Consider the following 21,219-nt stretch of genomic DNA (forward strand, 5'->3'; position numbering starts at 1 on the left):
GCGTCATGTCCGACCCAGAAGTTGTTGAAAAAAACTATTTTCCGATTCGTGAGATAGCTCGGAGGACAGGGGTGCATCCCGTGACCTTACGGGCCTGGGAGCGCCGCTATGGTTTACTAAAACCCATGCGCACCAGCAAAGGGCATCGACTTTATAGTGAAGAGGAAGTCGAGCAGATTGAAAAGGTCCTGCAATGCCTAGCCAGGGGCGTTTCCATTGGTCAAGTGCGAGACCTGTTGGCGCGAGAGCAGGACAATTTAGGGGTGCCAGCGACTGCAGGCGATGGAAAAAACAATTGGCAGGCGATGCTGGATGAAACCTCCAGTCTTCTCAGAGACTTTGCAGAACCCCAGCTGCGCCGCCGTCTCGATCAGTGGTTTTCCTCATTCCCTGCAGCTTTGCTGTTGGAGCATTGGCTGAAACCTTTGCATGTGCGGCTTGAGCGATTTCGCCTACCTGAAGCCCATGGAGCGCAGACATTTTTCTGGCCTCTGTTAAATGAACAGCTACTTCTGACTAATGGTATGGCCAGGAAAAACCTGGACAAAGACAAGTCCCAGGCGAAGCCCCGTATTCTTTTACTGGAAATTGGCTTTCAGGGCCAACAGGCATTTATACAGATGTTTATTGCGGTACTCCTTGCCGCAGGAATAGAGGTCGTTACCCTGGCTTATCCTGCGGGATTATTGGAGCTGGGAAGTACAGTCAAAAAACTGGGTGCTCAGGGAGTGCTTTGCTATAGCCACAAGGCTATGCCGAAAAATATTCTTGAACGTGAGCTACCAAGTGCTGTTCAGGGGATGACTGATCCTCTGTGGCTTGCGGGTGATTTTATTGAGGTGCAGCGTTTGGCTTTGACTGAACTGAACCGACTCCCTTTAACAAAAGTACTTGCCGGAAATACAGAGAGTGCAGTTACACAATTGCGGGAGTCTTTAAAGCTATGAGTCGCCCAGTGACTTTGCCGCGTGGCCTGGTATGGCTACGCAGTGACTTACGCCTCAATGATAATTCAGCACTTTACCAAGCCAGTGTGCAATGTAAGGAGGTGGCTGCTGTATTTATTGCCTGTCCGGATACCTGGCAGAGCCAGGATGAAGGCAATCCGCTGGTGACTTTTCGTATCGCCTGTTTGCGTGAATTACAAGATGGATTAGAGGAGCGCAATATACCGCTGTACTTCGTTGAAGTTCCTACTTTTGCTCAGGTTCCAGGGGTTCTTCAGCAAATAGTTGAGCGCCTGAATATCAATGCACTCTATGCGAATGCTGAATATCCACTCAATGAGTTGCGCCGTGATAATGCAGTAAAAGATTTACTGACAAATGAGGGGGTTCAGGTTCAATTCTATAGTGACCGCACCCTGCTTCCACCGGGAGCAGTAAGAACCGGCGGAGGGGAACCCTACAAGGTGTTTACCCCCTTCAAGCGTGCACTGATTCAATTGTGTGCCGATAGTGAAGTAAAAACCTTGCCTAAGCCTCGGAAAATTTCTACCCGGGAAAATGAAGCACATTGGCCAAAGTGGCTTTCTTTATCTGAAGGGCAGAAATTGAGCCAAAAGATTCCAACGCAACTGTCGACATACTCGATAGATAAGATCGACGATGCAGGCCTGATTAAAGGTTGGCAAGCAGGAGAAAAGGCGGCACTGAAACGGCTCAAGAAGTTCGGTGGAAAAATATCTGCTTATCAGGCAGAGAGAGACTTTCCAGCACTTGATAGTACCTCCTGCTTATCCCCCTACCTAAATAGTGGTGCTGTTTCGATTCGCCAATGTATAGCAATGGCGTTGGATATGAATGAGGGGCGTTGGCTGGGTGGAGATGATGGGGCGGCCTGTTGGATTAGCGAATTAATCTGGCGGGAGTTTTATACCCATTTGTTGGTGGACTTTCCCCGTCTGAGTAAAGGGAGGCCATTCAAGCAGGAAACTGACCAAATCCCCTGGTCCTACAATAAGGATCAGTTTGAGCGTTGGACTTTGGGGGAGACTGGGGTTCCGATAGTTGATGCAGCGATGCGACAGTTAAATGAGACTGCCTGGATGCATAATCGATTGCGTATGATAGTAGCTTCATTTCTCAGTAAAAATATGCTGATAGATTGGCGCTGGGGTGAGCGCTACTTTATGCAGCGCTTAATTGATGCAGACTTTGCTTCCAACAATGGGGGCTGGCAGTGGACTGCCTCCACGGGTACTGATGCTGCACCCTATTTTCGTGTATTTAATCCTTATAGTCAGTCGCAACGTTTTGATCCCAATGGAGATTTTATCCGCAAGTTTATACCTGAGCTAAAGGAGCTGAGCGACAAAGCCATACACGATCCACCGCCGACTCAAGGCTATCCTCAAGTGATTTGCGATGTGGGGGCTGGACGGAAGCGAGCGATTGAAGTTTTTGCCAATTTGAAGTGAATTTGAGTGCGACAATGCGACTTAGAACGCTTCATCCTCAGTATGAGCCACGATAGATAGCTCACCATTTAAATCGAGTTCCACAGAGAAAACGATAGGCCTACAGCAAACTTGGCAGTCCTCAGTGTACTGTTGAGGCAAAACTGATGAATCAACCAGTATTTTTATGATTTCACCGCAATAAGGGCAGTAAATACTTCTCTCCACTATTACCTCTGGCATAGGATAACTCCGTTTGGTGATTATCATATTCCCTTATTTAGTCAATGCGAATTAATAACATAACTATACTTCAACCTTTAGTCAGCCCCTCTAATTACAGAGTTACTCAGAAACTCATCAAAATAGGAAGTGGTAGCCATGAAAATTGCTATGGCGCTATTGGTTGTCGTATTTATTGTCTTTTCATCTGAGATGTATGCAAGCTCGCGCAGTGAAGTCTCTGATCTTATAAAAAATTTTTACAGCACATTTAATAGTTCATCTCCGCCGAGTAGTTTGAAGAAGTACTTTGCTCAATCCCCTTTGTTTTTTATCGGTGAGCAGCCGGGGTTGTCTAATCATCCCGATTTAATCCCCGTAATTATCGGCCAGCTGCGTAAAACTATGGATCTAGAGACATATCCATTTTCCGGATTATATATAGAGAAAATTTATGTTTCAGAAGATGGCTCAGCAACATCGCTTGTTGTTTTTCAGCGATCCAAATTAAAAGAAAGGAGTAGGAAAGCTGCCTGCAATATCTTGTCGATAGCAAAACTGGAAGGTGGCTGGAGGATTATGGGGTGGACATTGATTCCTTCTTCAAGTGAGAGGATCTGTACTTGGGGCTAAGTTAGTCTTGGTAAGGTAAAATGCGTTAACAAGGGTGAATAAAAAAGTAGAGGCTTGTGGCTAGTATCGCCCATCATTGATGAAGGGGTTTATTGGGAAGTCCTCCTTTTTCGATTATAGTGGCGCAATTATAAGTATAGATAGAAGGAATGCCGAGTTTAGCTAGGTATGAGTCGTCATTATGGGGTACTTTCTTGAGTTTGGATTTTTGGGGCTTTTCGTATCAGCATTCCTGGCAGCGACCATTCTGCCGTTAAGTTCAGAAATTGTAATGACTGGCCTATTACTCCAGGGGCTCTCCCCTTGGGCCCTGATAATAGTCGCCACTACTGGGAATGTAGCGGGCTCTCTTCTCAATTATGCATTAGGCTACTGGGCCAGTTTGGGCGTGATCAAGAAATGGTTGAGGATGTCTGAAGGGGAATTTGTAAAGGCTGAACAGAGATTTAAAAAATATGGGATATTCTCCCTGTTTTTTTCCTGGGTACCTATTATTGGTGATCCCCTTACTGTAATGGCTGGTATTCTAAGGATTCGCTTGGTTTGGTTTTTGTTGTTGGTTGCCACGGGTAAATGTCTACGCTATCTGGTGGTTTATTATATGGTCTTGCAAGCATCTTGATGCGGATATTAAGTTAATAAAAGATCTTGGTTTGGTATTTTGAGAGGATTTGAAGTTTGATTTAGGCGGTCATCTTTTTAAACTTGAAAAAATTCTTTGGGATCTGGTTTGGGTAAGCTTCATGTTTTCATGTGGTGTTTCTATCGTTATGTAATGTAATTACCACAACATCCCTTAAAGCCTCCCCGGGAAAAAGAGGAGTGATGGGGCTTACGTAGTGTTTGAACGACCTGTCGTTCAAAACCAAAGCTTTTCCAGGGGTTAGTGTGCCATGAAATATAATTTCATTTTCATCCAAGTTGCTGATGAATGATTCGCCTCCATTGACATTATTTCTATTAATACAATTAATCGCTACATAGTCAAACCCATCTTGGTGAAAACCCTCAGGGGTGGGGTAAGCGTTGAATCCATCTGTAGCACGAACTCTTATCTGGTGGCACCCGACCTGATATTTTTTTGCCGGTATATATTGTTGGGAAATTAAGTGTCTTACAATATTTTGTGAGAATATTCTAGCGGTTGCTCCTAATGAGGGGTAGTGACGCTCTATATCCCCAAGGTACGTGTTAATTAACACATAGGTAAACCACCGCCTCTGGCGGTGAGACTTGACAGGGCTCTGCCGTTCCGGCGTGCAGAGTAAAAATATGGCCTCCATGAACCGGCAAGTTCTATAAGGAGGCCATATACGAGATTGGCAGTGCCAAGCTCACGTGAAACATTATTGCAGGTACCACGTGGTGTTTGTGCCCAAGTATCGAAAGAAAGCGTTATTTGGGACATTAAGGCGGGAGATTGGAGCAATATTTCGAGACTTATGTCGTCAAAAGGGCATTGAGTTGGTCGAGGGGTACGCAATGAAGGATCACATCCATATGTTGTTAATGATTCCTCCGAAGTTCAGTGTTTCCAATACGATTGGGTTTCTGAAAGGGAAATCTGCGATCCAGATATTTCGGAAGTACAAGCATGTACAGAGAAATTTCACAGGAAGACACTTTTGGGCTCGGGGCTACTGCGTGAGTACAGAGGGGCTTGATGAGCGGGTGATTCGAGAGTACATCAAAAATCAAGAGGTTGAAGAGCGCCGCCAAGAGCAGATGCGACTGGCAGGGTTGTAACTAGCCCCCTCTGGGGGCTTTCACCATACCACCCGCTATGCGGGTGGTTGCTGATTGTTTTACTCTGTATGAAGATGGTATTGTTGCTCCACTCAATTGAATTGCCGCTATAGAGTCCTGAACTATATGTTCGGTAGCGATATGGATTTTGGGATTTTAGATATTCATCTGGAGGGAGGTGAACAAAGCTGTCCGCAAGTTCTTCAGGAATGTACTTTAGGATTTGAGTAAATTGAAACATCCAATTCGCCCTGCTACACGAATAAGATAAGGGAGTGATGTTAGGTTAATGTGAGTGAAAGATTTTTACAATTATTAAGGGCTGTTTTTTTATTTATGGGGTGTTGAATTGATCTGGGAGGGGTGACTAATAACTAGGACCCCTTCCTGAAGTAGTAGTCTGAAAAGTTATTGAAAGGGGTTAAGGTATTTTAAAGGCTATCGAAATCCTGCAGTTTTTGTTGAATCTCTTTTAAATGTTCCGGGTGTGCAGTAGAGATTTTGGCCTCTTGTAAAGCGAGTCTATAGGCTGTTGAAAATGCTTTCTCCCGAGATGTCTCGATATCTGGTTTTAGACCAGTCCCCTCCCAGTTAGTTTTGGTAATCGGATTAACTGCCTTGGCGATAGGGATTGCTATTTTAAAGCCATTCTCAAGGGAGAAGTACTGCCAGGGATTTGCCCCACCTTTGGTAGCCTCTCCAATAATGGTTGCACGGTCCAGGTGCTTTAAATAGTACGCAAAGGCCTCTGCTGCTGAGAAGGTATCGCTACTGGTTAATATATATCGGGGTGCTTGCTACCTTTTTACCCTTAACCTTTTTCTGACTCCATATCTCTGTAGTATTGTCCGCGGGCTTCCAGTGGATGCTATTGAGGTGGGTGGGTTTATCAAAAAGATAACCGCTGATAAGGCCGCCCATAAAGCCATTACCACCACCATTCTTTCTCAGGTCAAAAATAATAGCGCTAGTATCTTGGATTAATGCCATAGCTGCAGCCACTCGACCTTGGGACTCCTCGTTAACATGGTCAAACCCCCAGAAATCAATATAGCCGATGTTACCCTCTAAAACTTCGACTCGGGTAAATCCAGAATTTTTTCTACTGAGCTTACTAAACCAATCCTCGTGTTTCGGCTGCTGTTGGGGAGATTCTGGATCATCCCAGCTTACGCCAAAATGTTTATCATGCTTTGTTAAGGCGGATTTAATAATTCCAGCTACTGACTCTGTATCAGTGGCTTGTCTGAATGCCTCTGACTCTGCAACTTTATTTAATGAGGAGTGAATCGCTTCCAGGTTTTCTTGCAGGACATAGTTGGAGGCAATCTTTTTCTCGATAGAATTAATAAGCTCCAACTTCCTTTCCTGAGAAATTTCAGTGCCGATTGCCGTAAGTGAACAGGAGAGCAAAAGTAAGGTTAGTAATTGTTTCATCTTATCCATGATTTAAATTTACTTATTGATTTTCAGGTGTTAACGATAACACGCAATCAAGCCGTAATAGATAGTCTCGGAAGACCAAGGCTGGTTAACACTAAGTATATCCAGAGGCGCTAAGGGGCCAGTTTCGCACCTATACCGGGATTGGAGTTTTGAAGATTAAAGTTAATCTAAATACAGTGAAAACTTGAGGGAGATTGCTGCGAGTCAGGTGAAAGGGGCATGGGGAGCGGACGGGATGTCAAAAAAGAATATCGCGATGAAGCTTTGCCCATAGCCCTGGGTTTTTCCTGGCTCCGGTTAATAGTGTTCAATTGCAGTGGGATGGGGTGATACCTTGCTTAAGTTTTACTCATTACTCGCTCTCTTTGGGGCGCCAGGATCGACCTGAGTAACTGAGACTAAAAATCTATTTCTAGTCGCGATCCACGCGAACACACTGGCCCCCGCATTATCTGCGGGAATACCTGAGAAAAGCTCCCTCTAATGCGAAATTGACGGTCATATAGCGGCACCGATTACCCAGATGGTTGTTACCTTAGCCCCTATAAATGGCTGCTAAATAGTGAAAAACGTGACAAATTTTACCCCCAGGTTCAGCTTGCAAAGTGAGGCTTTGAATGGTGAGGACGCCAATGTTTGGGCTGTGAGTGACCGGGCTCACGATCTCGCCAATAAAGGGGAGGATGTCATCTTTCTCTGTGTAGGTGATCCCAACTTTGACACCCCCGAGCCGATCCTCGACTTTGCCCGCGCTCGCCTGGGAGTGGGGCGCACCCACTATTCCCCTGCCGCCGGGGAGCCAATGTTGCGCAGGGCTATCGCGTACATCGAGAGCAAGGTCTCTCCCCACCCTTGTAACCCGGATGATGTTGTTGTTTTCCCCGGTGGAACCAACGCGATCTACGCAGTACTTGCCTGCCTGCTAAACCCCGGTGAGGAGATAGTAATTCCCGAGCCGATGTATATCGGCTATGTCCCCATTTGTGATGCCTTGCGCCTCTCCGTAAAACGGGTGACCTGCCCGGCGGAGACTAATTTCGCTTTTGATGTCGACGCTATCAAGGCCTCCATCAGCGAGCAGACCAAGGTCGTTATGATCAATACGCCGGTAAACCCGACTGGCGCGATGGCTACCCCTGAACAATTGCGCGAGTTGGCGGCATACTGCCGCGAGCGCAATATTTGGCTGGTATGTGATGAAGTTTATTCAATGATCACCTTTGCCCGCCGCCACACCTCTCTGCGTACGGCTGCGGAGTCGCTGGATAATATTGTTGTGGTTGATGGCTTGTCCAAATCCCACGCCATGAGTGGCTGGCGCCTGGGCTGGGCAGTGGCTCGTGGTCCCCTGGTAGATCGTTTGATTGCTTTTGCAGGGGCGACAATTTTTGGCTGCCCTCAGTTCATCCAGGAGGCTGCAGCCTTTGCCCTGGAGTTTGATAGCTACTTCGTGAAGCAGATGCGGGATGCCTATCAGCAGCGTCGAGACCTGATTGTTGAGAGGATTGGTCAGATACCAGGCTTGAGTTGCTACAGTCCTGAGGCTGGGATGTTTGTTATGGTGGATGTCTCCAAGGTATCCAGCTCCGGGCAAACCTTCGCTGAAGCCCTTTTGGATGCTGAGCGGGTCTCGGTACTGCCTGGCGCGCCCTTTGGTAGCAGTTCAGTGAATCATGTTCGCCTCACCCTGGCGGCTGATGAGGCTGAGTTGTCGCGGGCCTTGGATCGCATTGAACAGTTCGTCACCAGTGGTAACCGCCAGGCCGGTTAGGCCTTTGCCGGGAGGCTGGTTGTCGCCAAATTCGCCTTTGAAGTGATGACAAGTTTCCCATGCCGGTGGCTGTAATGTTTATGCCACCGGCGAATACCGCTATCCTTGCCCCCTTTCAGATTCAAAAGAAAATAGCTCCGTGAAAATTGACCGGCATAATTTGCGTATTTTGCAGGCCCTGCAATCAAACGCACGTACAAGTAACCTGAATTTGAGTGAAAAAATTGGATTATCGGAAAGTGCTTGCCTGGCCCGGGTTAAACGCCTGACCAGTGAGCGCTATATCCGCGAGTTCTTTGCCGAGATAAACCTGGATAAAGTTCGGCATGCAGAGTTTTATGTAAACGTTGCGCTTAAGCGGCAGGATGCCCGTACCAGTGAGAACTTTCGCCGCATTATTAGCGATATTCCACAGATTGTTTCCTGTGTGAAAATGTCTGGTGAATTCGACTATATGCTGCATTTCGTCTGCCCGGACGCAGCAGATTTTAATCGAGTCTCAGAGCAGTTGTTGGCCAATGAAGAGGCGGCGATTTCCCGTATGACTTCTCATTTGGTGATTGAGAAAACCAAGCCTTTTACCGGCTACCCACTGGAACTCTTGTTTCAGGACTGAGCCTTAAATTAACCGGTGCCCGTGATTTGCAGGGCGCCGGTTAATGTTCTCTGTTATGGGAAAACAATAAGCAGGCTGCGCTCAATCACCCAATAGCAGGCAATGCCCCCCAGCGTATACGCGACCACCGTAGCGACTGGTATTCCGATACCTCCACCCTCCCCGAAAGAGTATTGTTCGCGATTCCGAATGGCATACCCTAGCCAGAGTTTAAGGAGCTTTTGATACAAGTTGATTGCTGTAAGAACAGCAGTGATAAATACTAATTGCCCCACTTCCACACCGAGATTAAAAGTCAGTAATGCCTGGGGAATAGCCCCCAGGGGAAGTCCAATTTCCCCCAGTACACCGGCAAAACCCAAACCGTGTAAAAGTCCAAAAGCAAAGGCAATTGCCCATGGGTAGCGACTGGTCAAACTAAAAACACCATGCCTCTGGCGTACAGCCTCTCTGGCTGCCAGTAAAATACTGAGGGCGATAATCGCCTCCACTGGCGCTGATGGCAGATGGATATAGCCCAGTACGGCAGCTGCCAAGGTAATACTGTGGGCGATAGTGAAAGCAGTGATAGTGCCGATCAGCTGGCGAAGGCTTTGTTTGAGTAAGATCAGGGCCAAAACGAACAGCAAGTGATCGACACCGAGAAGAATATGTTCAACGCCCAGCACAAAGTAAGTTTGGGCGACTTGGAACTCGCTGGCGGGTTGGTCAAGGGTCCATTCTGGCTGGTCTGGTGTCAGTCGGATAACTTGTTCACGCCCATCTAACCAGGAGATCCGCACTAGCGCATCGGTCATAGTGCTCTGTAGGCCATCGATATGAATCGACAGCTGTTGTAGCTCCCCGGGGTGATGGAAGGTCCAGTGCTCTGTGTAGTAGCCCTTACTTATTTGCGCTCTGGGTTGGCTTAGGGGAGAGGCAGCTTGGTTCAAATGGACATTCAGAGCGAGGCGAAGATCGCCTTGTGCGGGCAATCGCCAAAGTACTTTAAATAATTGCGCATCAACTTGAGTAATGCCCAGGTAAGCCGGGCGCAGTTCGTGGGCAGATAGTATTGGAGTAAAGCTGAGGAGCAGAATGAACAGGAGTGGCCGTATGTGCATCACTTGACGGCAACCTCGGCTGAGAGGTTATCCGGCTTGTGGACAGTGACCTCGTAGTTTTTACGGTACTGGAGATACTGTTCCTGCAGAATCTTCTTTTGCGTCTGGAATTGCCAATCATTTAGTACGCGGCTGCGTATTTCAGCCAATGCCGGTAGCTGGGTGGACTTGATTTCCTCAAGGAGGACCAAGTGATCGCCGAAGGTCGAGCGGACTGGACCACTCCACTTGCCAATAGGCAACTTGGACAATTGAGCGGAAAATCCCAGCCCAAATTGCCTGTCTATTCGTGGCTCTGAAGTGTCGATAAAAGCAGCTGGCAGTAGGGTTGAGTCTCCAATCATTGGTGAAGCCTGACCGCTGTTTAGCTGCATGAGTAAGTCGTTAAAATCACGTGAATCTGATGAGGCCAGATCCACTGAGAAAAATCGTTGTTGGAAAGATAGGGTGGGGGGGACCCAGTATTTATCAGCCTGACCTTGAAGGAATTTCTCCAATACGCGATCGCCTGGGTCTTGAGTGTCAGCGAAATTACGCGCCGTAAGTTCCATTTTCATTCGTAGGCGGCGGCGGATTACCGTATCGTTCTCGGCTAATCCCAGGGCAAGCGCTTCCCTGTAAAGTATTTCCTCTCTTAGGTAATTCTCAATAAGTTGCTCCAGCTCGCTATCAGTGGGGTACCTGTGCCACTTGCGCTCAAACACCGAACGTAGATGTTCGACGCGCCCCTCGCTGATAACAATCTCTTGTGCAGGCGGTTCCAGGATTTCTCCCAATCCCAATAGGATTAGGGCGATCGCAATAAAATACAGCAGGGGCTCTTTCGCCAATGACTTGAGGAAGGTAGTGGTATTCAAAAGCGCGGCCCTTATTTTGGAGTGGGTCGGAGTTGCGCTGTGGATTCTAATTATGGAAAGACATTCTCAGTTTGCCAGTAAGAAAATATTGATAAATCCATCGCTTTGTACCAAATTGGTGAATTGTTCCGGCGTATGGCGGGGTGTGGCTCATATATACTGTGACAGTACTCCAAAGCGGTGTTCCCCTTGTTTAGGGGTGAGTAACAGAAATTAGAGGGGAGAATCGATTGAAATATTTGGGAAGAGTCTATTTGACACTCAATCTATTGGTTTTTGCTTCTATCGGCCTCTGGGCCCTGTTTAAACCGCAGAGCCTAGCGGATGAAGTGGATTTTTCATTTGATACCCCCGAAGCCATGCCCGAGTTTATGGCCACTTATGGCGGGTTTATGTTGGCTATCGCGGTGATTCTGCTGGTGGCTTTGGCTATGCGCCCGCACCGCAGGGTTGCTTACGCTGCGCTGTCTATCGCCTATATCGGCTTCGCTCTTGGGCGCCTCTACGGAATGTTATTTATCAGTGGTTTTGACCAGCGCAATTTAGTGCTTTTTGCTATCGAAGTCGTCTTTGTGATCTGGGGACTTTACTGTTACCGAGAATCCCGCTGGTTGCCTTTGCAGCATGGCCATTAACACCGTTATTACGGCTAGTAGAAAGGAGCCGGGGGAACCCCGGCACCCATTTAAGTAATTTGAGTGGGTTAAGCGTGAGCTTTTGCGCCTTCTGCTGCGCTGTTGTCTATTTCCACCTCTTTTTCTCCCCCGTGTAATTGCCCATCCACTGCTTGCCGGAAGACTTGCTTGTAGTCCTTAAATTCTGTGCCCATCCAGCGATCCCACCAAGTGAAGTAAAAGCCGTAGTTACCCTGGAAGCGCTGGTGGTGCAAGTCGTGGTGAGTCGTGGTGGTGAGCCTGTCCATAGGGCCGTCGACCCAGCTGCGGGGGTGGAACTCGCGGCCAGTGTGCAGCATGGCGTTGCGGAAGATGCTGATAAATAAAAAGGTGAACCAAATAGTTGGATTAAGTGGCAGTATCAGGGCTATCAGGGGAGAGAAAGCGCCCATCAGGACCGCTTCACCTACGGAAAAACTGTATGCCGTCCAGGGCGTGGGTGTTCTGGACTGATGGTGTAGGCGGTGGAAGTGTTTAAACACCTTGGGATGGTGCATACCTCGGTGGGTCCAGTAAAAATAAGCGTCGTGGATCAAAATCACTACTGGCAGGCTGGCAATACTCCACCAGAGTGGATAATCGCTCCACTGCCAGTAAAATTTGGTCAGTCCCAGATCGTGCATCATAGTGGTAATAATCCCTACCAGGGTAAAGATACACACCGTTAATAGTGAATAACTCACCTCCCGCCGAATATCTTTCCACTCGGCACGACGCTTTTGGATACGGCGCCGGTTCATCCAGGTGCGAAACAGCCAGCCGGCCAAAATACTCATTACTGAAGCGGCCAGCACATAGCGAAATAAACTCAACTGGAAATGTTTGGCTCCGTCCTGGGATATGTCGACTAAAAAATCCATATTCTCACCATCATTATTCTTCTATTGAAGGGAGACTCACCGGTGTTAAATCGGGTCTCGGTGAGCCGGGCACGCAGCGGGAAAATCGCTTTCACCGCGCTCCCAGTCTGGGAGCCTTTTACTTTGCGGGCTTACGGAATATGAAAAAATGCTGACGGATTCTTTCAGGAGAGGAGATTCAGGCGGGCAGCTTTTCCCGGCGGTACTCAGTGGGGGTTTGGCTGTGACGGCGCTTGAAAGCAGCGTTAAATGGGCTCAAGGAGCGATAGCCGATGTCCAGAGCAATGGTGAGTACTGGCAAATGGGCCTGTTCCGGATCTGCCAACCGGTTGCTGGCTTCATCAATACGAAACTGATTTAGGTATTCGTTAAAATTGCGATAACCCAGATGGCGATTAATCAGCACACGCAGCACATGTTCGCGAATATCCAACTGCTCCGCGAGCTCCCTGATGGTGAGTCCGGTATGGCGATAACCACCGTTGTGCATATATTCCTGTAATTTTTGCAGCTGGGTTTGCTGTTGTTCATCCAGTTCAGGTGGCGGAGCTAAAGGCTGTTCTTCCTCCTCTGGCTCGCTCCTCTTCGGGCGCGGCAGGGATTCTCCCAGAGCGCTGGGGGAAAGGGCCAGCAACCATAGGCAGGCAACCAGTGACAACAGGCTGGCAAATAGTGCGTGCAGTGTCGGTACACCGTTGGGAAGCGGGCGGTAAGCAAAGATAGATTCTGCGCCAATTACTACCAGCATATAGGCGCCGACGGCGATAAGTAGGGTTGTGCGCAGGCGTCGGCGCTCTGCGACCAAGTCCAGGTGAAACTGTCGTTGTAGTGTCAGTAGGCCGAGGCTGATTAAACCGAGTTTGAGTAGCTGCGAAAGGGTAAATAGTGGGGATTGCTGATCTGACGTCAATGGCAAGGGTGCGTGGTAGGCGACTATGCCGATGACCAGGGTAATACCAATCGGAATCCAGCCCCACAGGGGAAAAGGTTCTTCCTCGCGGCATAACAGGTGAGTAAACAGCCAAAAAATTGCGGGAATCAGAGTAATTGGCAGGTTAAGCAAGAGCGCAGTAGGTCCACTTAACTGTGGCAGGATGGGCCAGAGTAAATAGCAGATCACGGCTATAAGTAGGGCCAGCAAGCAGCGCCCGGCAACAAGCCGGTAGTGATGTATAGCAACCTTGGTTGCTGCCAATAAAAGAAGAGCGCATGCACCGCCGGAGAAAAATAAGTAGCCGGCGGTCATCGTTTATCTCCAGCGCTCGGCCCAGGCATCCAAGACCTTGCTGCTATAAGTATGGCGGCCGTAGCTACCATTGTAATAGGCGAGGGCGTTGGCTAGATTGCCTTTGGCTTTCTTGATGTAGTGTTTAAGAATGGTACAGCCGTACCTTAGATTGGTGTCCATATCGATCAGGTTATCGTCGGGTCGACCGATTTCATTTTTCCAGAATGGCATTACCTGCATCATACCCAGAGCGCCAACGCGGGATATCGCATAGGGGTCGAAAGCACTCTCAATCTGGATAACCGCCAATACGATTTCCGGGCGTAGCCCGGCCCGAGTTGCCTCCCGGTGGACAGCTTTCAGTACGTGCATCCGCCGCTTGGGATCTTTGATATAGCGGGACAGAGGCTGGGATTTAGACATTAGCCACACTTCCGCATCGAAGCGGTCCACAAAGCTGTCGGCCTGGGTAACTGCGTCCTGCAGGGCGAGGCGCAACTCCGGGTCGATCTCGGCTCTACTGCTTTGAGCCTGGGCGGCACAGCAGGTAAGGCAGAGCAACAAGAGGGCGGTGGCTTTTTTTATCATGGGGTGATTCTACGAAAAGCCCGGCAAAATGGGCAGCGTGATTTTGTGACGCCGCCGATAAAAAGCACTTTTGCCGTAAGAGGTCCCGGCCTGCTTGGGGGCAGGCCGGGCGGCTCGACAATTATTGATTAAATTTTTCCAATAACACTTCTTCGAGCTGGGATACGGCAAACTCCTGGCTTTCCGCATCTCCACGACCTTTATATTCCACCACACCTTTTTCCAGGCCGCGATCGCCGATAACAATGCGGTGGGGAATACCGATCAGCTCCACATCGGCGAGCATAGCACCCAGTCGCGCTTTGGCTTCGTCCATCAGCAATACATCAATACCCTTGCTGCGCAGGGACTCATACAGGTGCTCGCACTTTTCCCTTACCACATCGCTCTTGTGCATATTGATTGGCACAATCGCCAGCTGGAAAGGTGCAATCGCAGTGGGCCAGATAATCCCTGAGTCGTCGTGGTTCTGCTCAATGGCCGCAGCAACGATACGGGAAACGCCGATGCCATAGCAGCCCATGGACATAACCTGCTCTTTACCGTTTTCATCCAGTACTGTGGCATTCATAGCGCGGCTGTATTTGTCGCCTAACTGGAAAATGTGGCCGACCTCGATGCCCCGTTTGATTTCCAGGGTGCCCTGGCCATCGGGACTGGCGTCGCCTGCCACTACATTGCGCAGGTCTTCGACGCGGCCCAACTCCACATCGCGACCCCAGTTCACACCGGTTAAGTGGTAGTCATCGCGATTGGCGCCGCAGATAAAGTCTGCCAGGTGCGCTGCAGAGCGATCCACAACAGTCTCGATCTTTATGCCCACCGGGCCCAGGGAGCCAATGTTGCAACTGAGTTCTTCGGCGATGCGCTCTTCCGAGGCGAACTGAATAGGGCTGGCGATTCCAGCCAGCTTCTCTGCTTTTAATTCGTTCAGCTCGTGATCGCCACGCAGTACCAGGGCAATTAATGGAGCGGTTTCACCCTCTTCGCACTCGCCCAGAACAATCAGGGTTTTTACTGAGTGGGCGGGATCACTTTTCAAAAACTCGCTGACATCGGCGATGGTTTTTTGGTTCGGCGTATGAACTTCCTGCATTTCCTGCGACGGAGCAGGGCGCTCGCCAGCTGGGGCAACCGCTTCTGCCAATTCGACATTGGCGGCGTAGCGGGATTCTGTGGAGAAGGCGATATCGTCTTCGCCGCTCTGCGCCAGCACGTGGAATTCGTGAGAGCTGGAACCACCGATTGAACCGGTGTCTGCCAGCACTGGACGGTAGTCCAGGCCAATGCGCTCAAAAATCTGGCAGTAGGCGCCGTGCATAATATCGTAGGTTTCCTGCAGGGAATCCTCGTTCACGTGGAAGGAGTAAGCATCCTTCATGGTGAATTCGCGCGCGCGCATTACGCCAAAGCGCGGACGGATTTCATCGCGGAATTTAGTCTGCACCTGGTAGAAATTGGCGGGCAACTGCTTATAGCTATTGATTTCACTGCGGATCAGATCGGTGATGACTTCCTCGTGGGTCGGGCCCAGGCAGAAGTCATTGTTGTGGCGATCCTTGATGCGCAGGAGTTCGGGGCCGTACTGCTGCCAGCGGCCGGACTCTTCCCAAAGCTCTGCCGGCTGCACGACCGGCATCAGTACTTCCAGGGAGCCAGCGCGGTCCATCTCTTCGCGAACAATGCGCTCGACTTTGCGCAACACCCGCAACCCGGTGGGCAGCCAGGTGTAGAGACCTGAAGACAGACGGCGGATCATGCCGGCACGCAGCATCAGCTGATGGCTGATCACCACTGCGTCGTTGGGAGTTTCTTTTTGGGTTGCGATGAGATAACGAGATGCGCGCATAGGAATTATATGGATTCTATTACGGGTAAGCTGGCTATTTTACGCTATTCGCTGGGCAATAAATATTGCCTGGGGGCAGTATTGCCTCAAAGCGGATTGCCTTTTGCTATACCGGGGTATCTATTTAGCAGGTGCCTGGGCACTGGCTTGGAATGGGAGTGAATAAAAAACCCCGCATAAGCGGGGTTTTTAAGCTGAGGCTTTACAGAGTGTATTAGTTCTCTGCCATTTCCTTCAGCTTCTTCAGTGGGCGAACTTTAACCTGGATGCTGGCAGGCTTCGCCTTGAAGGTAGTCTCTTCACCGGTGAACGGGTTGATACCCTTGCGAGCTTTCTTAGCTGGCTTTTTCACGGTGGTGATTTTCATCAGGCCCGGCAGGGTGAATTCGCCAACTGCGCGCTTCTTGATGTGGCCTTCGATGATATCGTTCAGCTCGTCCAGAACAGATTGAACCTGCTTGCGGGACAGCTCAGTGCTTTCTGCAATCTGATTAAGTACTTGAGTCTTAGTGTACTTTTCCTTGATTGCTTTTACTTTCTTGGCCGGTGCAGCTTTGGCCGCAGCTTTCTTTGCCGGGGCCTTTTTAGTAGCAGCTTTCTTGGAGACAGCCATGGCTTACTTCCTTCTTTGTTGTTCGGTATATATCCGGTAAAAGTGTGTTTTTTCTCCCGCTGCGCTGCATCCGTTACGGGTGTCTCAGCGGGTGATGGGGGAAGTATATATAGTTTTTGTTCGGCCGCACGAAGAAATACTAGAAAAATAGTGCTTTTTTTACATTTTTTAGCCTCACGTCGCCTTTATGGGACGCTTTACCCAGGGAAAAGACCCGTGCAGCTTCTTACCTCTGTAGGCCTCATGTATACTCTCTCCCCCTTTTTTTAAGCACCAGGTACTGTGTAATGCCGATATATGAATACCAGTGCAATGCCTGCGGCCATGAAATGGAAGCTTTGCAGCGGATGAGCGATGACCCGCTCAAAGACTGCCCAGCTTGCGAGAAGGCCGAGCTGCGCAAGAAAATCTCAGCGGCTGGATTTCGCCTGAAGGGCGCCGGTTGGTATGAGACTGATTTTAAAACTGGTAGCAAGAAAAACCTCGCTGGCGGTGACTCTGCCAACAGTGGTAAGGCCAAAAGCGACAAGTCTGGCACAGCGGCGGCAAAGACGGCCTAGGCGAGCTGTGCGGGGCTGTCCGTGCGGTGTACCCTCTAACTAATCTTTTCACCTATCGATAACGGGAATTTTCATCCATGCGCAGCGATTACTGTGGCGTCCTTCGTTCTGCGGACATTGACCGCGTAGTAACCCTCTGTGGCTGGGTCGACCGCCGCCGCGATCACGGCGGAGTGATTTTTATCGACCTGCGCGACCGCGAGGGAATTGTACAGGTGGTGTTCGACCCCGATGCGGCCGAACACTTCGAGATGGCCGATCGCGTGCGCAGCGAATATGTGCTTAAAGTGACAGGTCGTGTGCGCGCCCGTGCCCCAGAGGCCGTGAATCCCAATATGGTGACCGGTGAAGTTGAGGTTTACGGTACAGAGCTGGAGATCCTCAATACTGCTGAGACAGTGCCTTTCCAGCTGGATGAGCACACCGAAGTGGGTGAAGATATCCGCTTGAAATACCGCTATCTGGATCTGCGCCGCAACGAAATGCAGAACAACCTGTATTTTCGTTCCAAGCTGACTACCGCAATCCGCAATTACCTGGATGAGCACGGCTTCCTCGATATCGAGACCCCAATCCTGACCCGCGCCACCCCAGAAGGTGCCCGGGATTACCTGGTGCCGAGCCGCACTCACGAGGGCAAGTTCTTCGCTCTGCCACAGTCACCACAGCTGTTTAAGCAGTTGCTGATGGTTTCTGGTTTCGATCGCTACTACCAAATCGCTAAGTGTTTCCGCGATGAGGATTTACGCGCTGATCGCCAGCCTGAATTTACCCAGATCGATATTGAGACCTCCTTCCTCGATGAAGAGGAAATCATGTCGATCACCGAGAACATGGTTCGCAAGCTGTTTAAAGAGCTTAAGGGTGTTGATCTGGGTGAATTCCCGCGCATGACCCACTACCAGGCGATGCTGCGCTACGGTTCCGACAAGCCGGACCTGCGTATTCCGTTGGAGATGGTGGAGATCAAGGACCTGATGACCGAGGTGGACTTCAAGGTATTCTCCGGGCCGGCCAATGATCCGAAGGGACGTGTTGCCGCGATTAAAGTACCTGGCGGTTGTAAGAAACTGACCCGCAAGCAGCTGGACGATTACGGCAAATTTGTCGGTATTTATGGCGCCAAGGGCCTGGCGTACATCAAGGTTAACGATCGCTCTGACCTGGAAAATGGTCTGCAGTCGCCAATCGTTAAATTCCTGCCGCTTGAAACCCGTGCAGCCATTCTCGATCGCCTGCAAGCGGAAGACGGTGATGTTCTTTTCTTCGGCTCGGACAAGGCCAAGATTGTCTCTGAAGCTCTGGGTGCATTGCGCTGCAAGCTGGGTGAAGACCTGGATCTGTACACCAGCGAGTGGGCGCCTTTGTGGGTTGTCGCCTTCCCGATGTTTGAAGAAAATGACGACGGCAGCCTGACTGCGTTGCACCACCCCTTCACTGCGCCTTCCTGTACCCCGGAAGAGCTGGAAAAGAATCCGCTTGAAGCACTTTCCCGCGCTTACGATATGGTGCTTAACGGCACCGAGCTGGGCGGTGGTTCTGTTCGTATCCACGACCAGTTGATGCAGGAAGCGGTTTTCCGCATCCTGGGTATCGATGCTGAAGAGCAGCGCGAGAAGTTCGGCTTCCTGCTGGATGCACTCAAATACGGTGCGCCGCCCCACGGTGGCTTGGCCTTTGGCCTGGATCGTCTGGTGATGTTGATGACCGGCAGTGACTCTATTCGCGATGTTATCGCTTTCCCGAAAACCCAGAGCGCCGCCTGTGTGATGACAGATGCCCCGGGTGCTGTAGATGCGAAACAACTGCGTGAGCTGAGTATTCGCCTGCGACAAAAAGAAGAGAAAATCAGCTGATTTTTCCCCGATGGGCCGAGCGAAGCGGGCCCATCCAATCGTAGTGATGGGCGATTCGCTTCGCTCTTTGGCTCATCCTACGCACTGACTGAAGAGAGACGGAAAATGGCCGGACATAGTAAATGGGCCAATATTAAGCACCGCAAAGCAGCTCAGGATGCCAAGCGGGGCAAGGTCTTTACCAAGATCATTCGCGAGTTGACGGTAGCCGCCAAATCGGGTCCAAACCCGGACGATAACCCGGCGCTGCGCGCCACTATCGATAAGGCTTTGGGCGCCAATATGAAGCGCGACACCATCGATAAAGCTATCGCCCGTGGCGCCGGCAATGCGGATGGTGAAAACTACGAAGCCGTAGTTTACGAGGGCTACGGCGTTGGTGGTGTAGCGGTCCTGGTGGAGTGCCTGACTGACAACCGCAACCGCACTGTGGCTGAAGTGCGTCACGCCTTCACCAAGCGCGGTGGCAACCTGGGTACCGACGGTTCCGTTAGCTATCTGTTTACCCGCAAAGGTCAGATGTTCTACGAGACTGGAGTGGATGAAGATGCGTTGATGGACGCAGCTCTCGAAGCCGGGGCTGAGGATATCGAATCCAACGATGACGGCAGTGTTGAAGTTACCACTGAATTCCAGGACTACCTGACGGTTAAGGACGCCCTGGTTGCAGCCGGTTTTACCCCGGACAGTGCCGAAATTGCCATGATTCCGTCCACCACGATTCCGCTGGATAAAGACGGTGCTGAAAAAGTACTCGCTCTGATCGAGATGCTGGAAGACTTGGATGATGTGCAAAACGTTTACACCAATGCGGATATTCCGGCAGAGGTGATGGAGGAGCTGGGCTAAAGCCGGTTCCGTAACTGGAGGCGGCTACTGTCCCGCCTCTGGTTTTTTATCTTTTCAAGCCCTTCTTACTCCCCCTCCCTTGACGCTTCCTGTTCACCTTGGGACACTCCCACCACTATATAAACATACAGATATTTGGGGAGCTGCCTTTTGACCCGAATCCTGGGTATTGACCCCGGCTCGCGAAAAACGGGCTATGGAATTATCGATGTGGAGCGGGGCAAGGCTCGCTATGTGGCCAGCGGGGTGATTCGTATTCCCGAAGGTCCCCTGCCTGAGCGCCTCAAACTGATATTTGATGCAGTGAGCCAGATCGCCCAGCAATACCAGCCTGCTCAGATGGCAATTGAAAATGTTTTTATGTCCAAGAGCGCCGGCTCCGCCCTGAAATTGGGGCAGGCCCGGGGGGCAGCTATTGTGGCAGGGACAAATAGCGGTCTGGCAGTAGCCGAATATGAAGCTCGCAAAGTGAAGCAGGCAGTGGTCGGTAACGGTGGAGCGGATAAATTGCAGGTCCAGCATATGGTGAAAACCCTGCTGTCCCTACCTGCATCACCGCAGGAGGATGCCGCCGATGCACTTGCCGTAGCTCTGTGTCATATGCATACCGAACAAACCCTGGTATTTACCGCTGGCGGTGCGCGCAGTCGTTTTCGTCGTGGCCGCCTGAGCGTGTGATCGGCTGGTAGAATTGGCCCCATAAAGGGCGCAGACAATATAAACCTGGAATAACACATGATTGGAAGATTGAGCGGTACCCTGGCCGCAGTGCAGCCACCTCTGCTGTTGGTGGATGTACAGGGGGTGGGCTATGAAGTGCTCGCACCCATGACCACGATTTTTGAACTGCCCGCACTGGGGCAGCCGGTACAGCTGCACACTCATTTAGCGGTATCCGAAACAGCCCAGCAGTTATATGGTTTTATTCGCGATGGGGACCGCAAATTGTTTCGCACCCTGATCAAGGTGAGTGGAGTGGGTCCCAAGATGGCCCTGGCTATTTTATCCGGGCTGGACGGCGCTGCCCTGGCCCGCTGTGTGTCGGAGGATAATGTAGCGGCGCTGGTCAAAGTCCCTGGCGTCGGTAAAAAGACTGCCGAGCGCTTGATTGTGGAGCTGCGGGATAAATTGACCCCGGATTTTGGCGACGCCAAGGATATCCCCCTGATGGCCGCTGCTGCCGAGCCCAAGGTGGACCACACCGGTGAAGCGGAGAGCGCCCTGGCGGCTCTGGGTTACAAGCCCACTGAAGCCAGCAAAATGGTGGCCCGCGCCAGCAAGGAGCAGCCGGATGCCGATAGTGCGACTTTGATTCGCCTGGCCCTTAAGGGAATGGCCCCCGCTTAATCT

The 21,219-nt window shown here is 50.5% G+C and carries 24 protein-coding genes; 13 read left to right on the forward strand and 11 right to left on the reverse strand.

Features of this window, described 5'->3' with window-relative positions; translation table 11 throughout:
* Positions 1-5: 5 nt before the first annotated feature.
* Together ACJJI8_RS09600 and ACJJI8_RS09605 are read left to right on the forward strand one after the other, a co-directional pair.
* Positions 6-947: a MerR family transcriptional regulator gene (locus tag ACJJI8_RS09600; protein WP_444912126.1), complete on the forward strand. Its 942-nt coding sequence runs from the start codon at positions 6-8 to the stop codon at positions 945-947.
* Positions 944-2,419: a cryptochrome/photolyase family protein gene (locus ACJJI8_RS09605; protein ID WP_444912127.1), complete on the forward strand. Its 1,476-nt coding sequence runs from the start codon at positions 944-946 to the stop codon at positions 2,417-2,419. The genes ACJJI8_RS09600 and ACJJI8_RS09605 overlap by 4 nt, the downstream gene beginning before the upstream one ends.
* A 21-nt stretch (positions 2,420-2,440) precedes the next feature.
* On the opposite strand, the gene ACJJI8_RS09610 is transcribed toward ACJJI8_RS09605, so the two are convergent.
* Positions 2,441-2,641: a CPXCG motif-containing cysteine-rich protein gene (locus ACJJI8_RS09610; RefSeq protein ID WP_413664399.1), complete on the reverse strand. Its 201-nt coding sequence runs from the start codon at positions 2,639-2,641 to the stop codon at positions 2,441-2,443.
* A 138-nt stretch (positions 2,642-2,779) separates the two neighbouring features.
* Here ACJJI8_RS09610 and ACJJI8_RS09615 point away from each other — a divergent pair, with 138 nt between their 5' ends.
* The gene (locus ACJJI8_RS09615) at positions 2,780-3,253 is read left to right on the forward strand and encodes a hypothetical protein (protein ID WP_444934887.1); all 474 of its coding nucleotides are present in this window, start codon (positions 2,780-2,782) and stop codon (positions 3,251-3,253) included.
* 181 nt (positions 3,254-3,434) lie between these two features.
* The gene (locus ACJJI8_RS09620) at positions 3,435-3,875 is read left to right on the forward strand and encodes a YqaA family protein (protein WP_444934888.1); all 441 of its coding nucleotides are present in this window, start codon (positions 3,435-3,437) and stop codon (positions 3,873-3,875) included.
* A gap of 127 nt (positions 3,876-4,002) precedes the next feature.
* Here the strand turns inward: ACJJI8_RS09620 and ACJJI8_RS09625 are convergent, their stop codons facing one another.
* A complete protein-coding gene (locus ACJJI8_RS09625) occupies positions 4,003-4,566 on the reverse strand; it encodes a 2OG-Fe dioxygenase family protein (RefSeq protein ID WP_444935161.1) in 564 nt (187 codons plus the stop codon).
* Between ACJJI8_RS09625 and tnpA the strand changes: the two genes are divergently transcribed.
* A complete protein-coding gene (gene tnpA / locus ACJJI8_RS09630) occupies positions 4,565-4,999 on the forward strand; it encodes an IS200/IS605 family transposase (RefSeq protein ID WP_444935136.1) in 435 nt (144 codons plus the stop codon). The two genes, ACJJI8_RS09625 and tnpA, sit on opposite strands and share 2 nt — an antisense overlap.
* Positions 5,000-5,430: 431 nt before the next feature.
* Here tnpA and ACJJI8_RS09635 read toward each other — a convergent pair whose 3' ends face one another.
* Both ACJJI8_RS09635 and ACJJI8_RS09640 read right to left on the reverse strand, forming a co-directional pair.
* Positions 5,431-5,781, reverse strand: a complete 351-nt coding sequence (locus ACJJI8_RS09635; RefSeq protein ID WP_444935162.1) for a S41 family peptidase — start codon at positions 5,779-5,781, stop codon at positions 5,431-5,433.
* The gene (locus ACJJI8_RS09640) at positions 5,768-6,436 is read right to left on the reverse strand and encodes a S41 family peptidase (RefSeq protein WP_444934889.1); all 669 of its coding nucleotides are present in this window, start codon (positions 6,434-6,436) and stop codon (positions 5,768-5,770) included. The genes ACJJI8_RS09635 and ACJJI8_RS09640 overlap by 14 nt, the downstream gene beginning before the upstream one ends.
* Before the next feature lie 580 nt (positions 6,437-7,016).
* On the opposite strand from ACJJI8_RS09640, the gene ACJJI8_RS09645 reads away from it, so the two are divergent.
* Together ACJJI8_RS09645 and ACJJI8_RS09650 are read left to right on the forward strand one after the other, a co-directional pair.
* Positions 7,017-8,216, forward strand: coding sequence for a pyridoxal phosphate-dependent aminotransferase (locus tag ACJJI8_RS09645; RefSeq protein WP_444934890.1), 1,200 nt, complete (start codon positions 7,017-7,019; stop codon positions 8,214-8,216).
* 139 nt (positions 8,217-8,355) lie between these two features.
* Positions 8,356-8,832: an Lrp/AsnC family transcriptional regulator gene (locus ACJJI8_RS09650; RefSeq protein WP_108731811.1), complete on the forward strand. Its 477-nt coding sequence runs from the start codon at positions 8,356-8,358 to the stop codon at positions 8,830-8,832.
* 53 nt (positions 8,833-8,885) lie between these two features.
* Here ACJJI8_RS09650 and ACJJI8_RS09655 read toward each other — a convergent pair whose 3' ends face one another.
* A complete protein-coding gene (locus tag ACJJI8_RS09655) occupies positions 8,886-9,935 on the reverse strand; it encodes a HupE/UreJ family protein (protein WP_444935163.1) in 1,050 nt (349 codons plus the stop codon).
* A complete protein-coding gene (locus ACJJI8_RS09660; protein ID WP_444934891.1) occupies positions 9,935-10,792 on the reverse strand; it encodes a peptidylprolyl isomerase in 858 nt (285 codons plus the stop codon). The genes ACJJI8_RS09655 and ACJJI8_RS09660 overlap by 1 nt, the downstream gene beginning before the upstream one ends.
* A gap of 230 nt (positions 10,793-11,022) precedes the next feature.
* Here ACJJI8_RS09660 and ACJJI8_RS09665 point away from each other — a divergent pair, with 230 nt between their 5' ends.
* Entirely contained in the window at positions 11,023-11,427 is a 405-nt protein-coding gene (locus tag ACJJI8_RS09665) for a DUF4345 domain-containing protein (RefSeq protein WP_444934892.1), read from the forward strand.
* A gap of 68 nt (positions 11,428-11,495) precedes the next feature.
* Here ACJJI8_RS09665 and ACJJI8_RS09670 read toward each other — a convergent pair whose 3' ends face one another.
* The 5 genes from ACJJI8_RS09670 to ACJJI8_RS09690 all read right to left on the reverse strand — a co-directional run bounded on the left by ACJJI8_RS09670 (position 11,496) and on the right by ACJJI8_RS09690 (position 16,604).
* Entirely contained in the window at positions 11,496-12,326 is an 831-nt protein-coding gene (locus ACJJI8_RS09670) for a sterol desaturase family protein (RefSeq protein ID WP_413664407.1), read from the reverse strand.
* Between the two features lie 178 nt (positions 12,327-12,504).
* Positions 12,505-13,572: a helix-turn-helix transcriptional regulator gene (locus tag ACJJI8_RS09675; protein WP_444934893.1), complete on the reverse strand. Its 1,068-nt coding sequence runs from the start codon at positions 13,570-13,572 to the stop codon at positions 12,505-12,507.
* A gap of 3 nt (positions 13,573-13,575) precedes the next feature.
* Positions 13,576-14,142: a lytic transglycosylase domain-containing protein gene (locus tag ACJJI8_RS09680; RefSeq protein ID WP_108731817.1), complete on the reverse strand. Its 567-nt coding sequence runs from the start codon at positions 14,140-14,142 to the stop codon at positions 13,576-13,578.
* Positions 14,143-14,263: 121 nt separating this feature from the next.
* Positions 14,264-15,991 (reverse strand): proline--tRNA ligase, encoded by a 1,728-nt coding sequence (locus ACJJI8_RS09685; protein WP_444914739.1) that lies wholly within the window; start codon positions 15,989-15,991, stop codon positions 14,264-14,266.
* Between the two features lie 214 nt (positions 15,992-16,205).
* A complete protein-coding gene (locus tag ACJJI8_RS09690) occupies positions 16,206-16,604 on the reverse strand; it encodes an HU family DNA-binding protein (protein ID WP_282934239.1) in 399 nt (132 codons plus the stop codon).
* Positions 16,605-16,891: 287 nt separating this feature from the next.
* On the opposite strand from ACJJI8_RS09690, the gene ACJJI8_RS09695 reads away from it, so the two are divergent.
* The 5 genes from ACJJI8_RS09695 (at position 16,892) to ruvA (ending at position 21,216) form a co-directional block, all read left to right on the forward strand.
* Positions 16,892-17,164, forward strand: coding sequence for an FmdB family zinc ribbon protein (locus ACJJI8_RS09695; protein ID WP_282934238.1), 273 nt, complete (start codon positions 16,892-16,894; stop codon positions 17,162-17,164).
* A 77-nt stretch (positions 17,165-17,241) separates the two neighbouring features.
* Complete coding sequence (aspS, locus tag ACJJI8_RS09700) at positions 17,242-19,020, forward strand: aspartate--tRNA ligase (protein WP_282934237.1); 1,779 nt, start codon at positions 17,242-17,244, stop codon at positions 19,018-19,020.
* 105 nt (positions 19,021-19,125) lie between these two features.
* A complete protein-coding gene (locus ACJJI8_RS09705; RefSeq protein WP_282934236.1) occupies positions 19,126-19,869 on the forward strand; it encodes a YebC/PmpR family DNA-binding transcriptional regulator in 744 nt (247 codons plus the stop codon).
* Positions 19,870-20,019: 150 nt separating this feature from the next.
* Positions 20,020-20,547: a crossover junction endodeoxyribonuclease RuvC gene (gene ruvC / locus ACJJI8_RS09710; RefSeq protein ID WP_444914738.1), complete on the forward strand. Its 528-nt coding sequence runs from the start codon at positions 20,020-20,022 to the stop codon at positions 20,545-20,547.
* A 57-nt stretch (positions 20,548-20,604) separates the two neighbouring features.
* A complete protein-coding gene (ruvA, locus tag ACJJI8_RS09715; RefSeq protein WP_444934894.1) occupies positions 20,605-21,216 on the forward strand; it encodes a Holliday junction branch migration protein RuvA in 612 nt (203 codons plus the stop codon).
* Positions 21,217-21,219: the final 3 nt, after the last annotated feature.

This window comes from Microbulbifer maximicatervae (SeqCode), from assembly GCF_052467695.1.

Excerpts from the sequence above, each read along its gene's own strand:
- ACJJI8_RS09690 (WP_282934239.1), bottom strand. The coding sequence starts at position 16,604 with ATGGCTGTCTCCAAGAAAGCTGCTACTAAAAAGGCCCCGGCAAAGAAA.
- ACJJI8_RS09670 (WP_413664407.1), bottom strand. The coding sequence starts at position 12,326 with ATGGATTTTTTAGTCGACATATCCCAGGACGGAGCCAAACATTTCCAG.
- ACJJI8_RS09695 (WP_282934238.1), top strand. The coding sequence starts at position 16,892 with ATGCCGATATATGAATACCAGTGCAATGCCTGCGGCCATGAAATGGAA.
- aspS (WP_282934237.1), top strand. The coding sequence starts at position 17,242 with ATGCGCAGCGATTACTGTGGCGTCCTTCGTTCTGCGGACATTGACCGC.
- ACJJI8_RS09705 (WP_282934236.1), top strand. The coding sequence starts at position 19,126 with ATGGCCGGACATAGTAAATGGGCCAATATTAAGCACCGCAAAGCAGCT.
- ACJJI8_RS09675 (WP_444934893.1), bottom strand. The coding sequence starts at position 13,572 with ATGACCGCCGGCTACTTATTTTTCTCCGGCGGTGCATGCGCTCTTCTT.
- ACJJI8_RS09640 (WP_444934889.1), bottom strand. The coding sequence starts at position 6,436 with ATGAAACAATTACTAACCTTACTTTTGCTCTCCTGTTCACTTACGGCA.
- ACJJI8_RS09615 (WP_444934887.1), top strand. The coding sequence starts at position 2,780 with ATGAAAATTGCTATGGCGCTATTGGTTGTCGTATTTATTGTCTTTTCA.
- ruvA (WP_444934894.1), top strand. The coding sequence starts at position 20,605 with ATGATTGGAAGATTGAGCGGTACCCTGGCCGCAGTGCAGCCACCTCTG.
- ACJJI8_RS09620 (WP_444934888.1), top strand. The coding sequence starts at position 3,435 with ATGGGGTACTTTCTTGAGTTTGGATTTTTGGGGCTTTTCGTATCAGCA.
- ACJJI8_RS09605 (WP_444912127.1), top strand. The coding sequence starts at position 944 with ATGAGTCGCCCAGTGACTTTGCCGCGTGGCCTGGTATGGCTACGCAGT.
- ACJJI8_RS09680 (WP_108731817.1), bottom strand. The coding sequence starts at position 14,142 with ATGATAAAAAAAGCCACCGCCCTCTTGTTGCTCTGCCTTACCTGCTGT.
- ACJJI8_RS09610 (WP_413664399.1), bottom strand. The coding sequence starts at position 2,641 with ATGCCAGAGGTAATAGTGGAGAGAAGTATTTACTGCCCTTATTGCGGT.
- ACJJI8_RS09685 (WP_444914739.1), bottom strand. The coding sequence starts at position 15,991 with ATGCGCGCATCTCGTTATCTCATCGCAACCCAAAAAGAAACTCCCAAC.
- ACJJI8_RS09655 (WP_444935163.1), bottom strand. The coding sequence starts at position 9,935 with ATGCACATACGGCCACTCCTGTTCATTCTGCTCCTCAGCTTTACTCCA.
- ACJJI8_RS09600 (WP_444912126.1), top strand. The coding sequence starts at position 6 with ATGTCCGACCCAGAAGTTGTTGAAAAAAACTATTTTCCGATTCGTGAG.